Raw genomic sequence first — 2,826 nt, 5'->3', positions numbered from 1 at the left:
GGATCGGCGATGCGCTTCGAGGATCTGGTGGGACCCACCCGGGCCGCAGGCGCGGCCGTCGCCGCCGGGATCTTCGTCTGGCTGCTGGCGACCGTCCGCGACCGCGAACCGCATGCCACCGCCGGGCTGGCACTACTCAGCCTGGCCCTGCTCGGACCCGTCCTCTATCCCTGGTATCTCACCTGGGGCGCCGTGCTCCTCGGCCTGACCGGGCAGGCGCCGCGACGGGTGCTCGGGGCGGTCACCGTGGTCGGCTCGTTCCTGGCCCTGCCGCACTGCGAGCTGTTGTTCGTCGATCACCCGCAGGTCGCTCCCTGGTTCGTCCGGCAGGGGCCGATCGTCCTGCTCGTCGCCCTGACCTGCGGCATCGCCGTGGCCTTGGCCGCCCGGCGTCGTCTCGCCAGCGTGCCCTGAGCGTGGCGACCGTGCCCTGAGCGCGGCGACCGTTGCGTCCGTCGCCGGGCCTCACGCCTCGTCGGCGGCCCGGCGCAACTCCTCGATGTCGAGCTTCGACATCTTCAGCATCGCCTGCATCGCCCGCTGGGACCGGCCCGGGTGGGATCGTCAAGGAGCTCAGGCAGGGCCGTGGGCACGATCTGCCAGGACAGCCCGTACCGGTCCTTGAGCCACCCACACGGTCCTGCCTCGCCACCGTCGGTCAGCCGGTCCCAGTACTCGTCGATCTCGGCCTGGGAACCGCAGTCGACCTGCAGCGAGATCCCCTCCGAGAAGGTGAACTCGGGTCCGCCGTTCAGCGCGACGTACTCCTGGCCATCCAGCTCAAACCGGACGGTCATGACCGTACCCTCGGGACGGGGCCCGGCCGGGCCGTAGCGGGTGATGTCGACGATCCGCGAGTTCGGGAAGATCGACGTGTAGAATCTGGCCGCCTCCTCGCCCTGAGTGTCGAACCACAGACATGGCGTGACTGCTGGCATCCTCCGCTCCTTCCTGTCTGGATGAGAAGCGCGCGGCCATTTCCCGCACGAGCTTTTCCCGAAGAGCGTCGTGGTACCCCTGGATCAGGGGCGAAAGCGGTCCGGGTCGGCCGCGGCCCAGTCCGCCGGCGGCTCGGCGAGCAGTTCCCCGGGTTCGAGCCACTCGTACAGCTCGGCGTAGCTGCGGGTGTCGGTGTGGGTGACCCGGCGCATCAGCATCCCCGGATGCAGCCGGCGCAGCCCAGCGAGGCGATCATCTGTACCGCCTGGGCCACCGTGGCCTGCTGGTAGCGGCGCACCCGCTCGCCCTTGTCCGCGACGTCCACCGCGCGGGCGCGGCGCGGATCCTGGGTGGCCACCCCGACCGGGCAGGTGTTGGTGTGACAGCGTTGCGCTTGGATGCAGCCGACCGCCATCATCATCGCGCGGGCCGCGTTGGTGTAGTCGGCGCCCTGGGCGAGCCGTTTGACGATGTCCACCCCGGTGGCGATCTTGCCGCTCACCCCGATCCGGACCTGGTCTCGCAGGCCGACGCCGACGAGTGCGTTGTGCACCGTCATCAGGCCCTCGGTGAGCGGAGTACCGACGTGGTCCTCGTACTCCAGCGGCGCGGCGCCGGTGCCGCCCTCACCTCCGTCGACGACGACGAAGTCGGGGGTGATCCCCTCGGCCAGCATCGCCCGGCAGATCGCGAGCAATTCCCGCCGGGGCCCCATACACAGTTTGAATCCCGTGGGCTTGCCGCCCGCGAGCTCCCGCATCCGGGCGATGAACAGCACCAGTTCCCGCGGAGTCGAGAAGACCCGGTGTCCCGGCGGGCTGACACAGGTCACCCCGGCCGGGACACCGCGGGCCCGCGCGATCTCGGCGCTGACCTTCGCCGCGGGCAGGATGCCGCCGAGGCCGGGCTTGGCGCCCTGGCTCAGCTTCAGCTCGACCATCCGGACCGACGGAAGAGCCGCCTTGTCCTTGAACAGCGCCGGGTCGAAGTCGCCGTCCGCCGTGCGAGCACCGAAGTAGCCGCTGCCGATCTCCCAGACGAGGTCGGCGTGGTAGCGCAGGTGATGCTCGGTGAGACCGCCCTCCCCGGTGTCATGGGCGAAACCGCCCGCCGCCGCGTCGCGGTTCATCGCGAGCACGGCGTTGCCCGATAACGCTCCGAAGCTCATCGCCGAGATGTTTAGCAGCGCCATGTCATACGGCTGGGTGCAGTCCGGGCCGCCGATGCGCACCCGGGGCGGCGGGGTGCCTGGCGCAACCGCCAGTGGCACCGTCGAATGCAGCAGGTACTCGTAGCCGACCGCGTTGACATCGCGCTCGGTGCCGAACGCCTGGTCGCTGTGGATGCCCTTCGCGTGTTCGTAGATGCTCGTCCGGATGTCGCGGTCGAACGGGCGGCCGTCGTAGTTGCGTTCGATGAAGTACTGCTGGATCTCCGGCCGGATGGACTCCAGCATGAAGCGGAGGTGGCCGAACACCGGGTAGTTCCGCAGGATTGCGTGCCGGCGTTGCGTGACGTCGTGGACGGCCAGGGCGAGCAGGGCGCCGGACACGGCGGCGGCCCCCCACCAGTCCGCCGACCACCACAGCCCGGCGGCGATTGCCGCCGCCATGAGCCCCGCCAGGGCCGGCAGTATCCCGAACGAGAACATCGCGATCCTTCCCTGCACCGGCCCCGTGCGCAGGCTGTGCGCGGGGCCGCGGCCGGCGGAACCCGGCCGATCTGCCTGGACCCGTCGGGTCCGGCGCCTTCGACGCTATACGCCGGACGGTTCACGAGGTGTTCCGCGGCCGCGGGGACACGCAATGGGCGGGAACTCGCAATGGCGAGCGGGCCGTCGGCGAACAGGGTAACTCCCTGTTCACAACAACGGCGGAATCAAGCGGT

At 70.3% G+C, this 2,826-nt stretch carries 1 protein-coding gene and 2 pseudogenes; 1 reads left to right on the top strand and 2 read right to left on the bottom strand.

The features are described from left to right. Positions 1-414 (top strand): annotated as a pseudogene (locus tag AC08ON_RS15900) (polyprenol phosphomannose-dependent alpha 1,6 mannosyltransferase MptB); the annotation flags it as partial. Between the two features lie 104 nt (positions 415-518). Here the strand turns inward: AC08ON_RS15900 and AC08ON_RS15895 are convergent. Continuing rightward, positions 519-938 carry a VOC family protein gene (locus tag AC08ON_RS15895; protein ID WP_476608264.1) on the bottom strand — a complete coding sequence of 140 codons (420 nt, stop codon included), beginning with the start codon at positions 936-938 and terminating at the stop codon, positions 519-521. Positions 939-1,022: 84 nt separating this feature from the next. Then, positions 1,023-2,590 (bottom strand): annotated as a pseudogene (locus tag AC08ON_RS15890) (FMN-binding glutamate synthase family protein). Positions 2,591-2,826: the final 236 nt, after the last annotated feature.

This window comes from Frankia sp. CoWAU3 (assembly GCF_977971855.1).
Note: the sequence above shows the minus strand (reverse complement) of the source record. Positions and strands in the feature narration are given on the sequence as shown.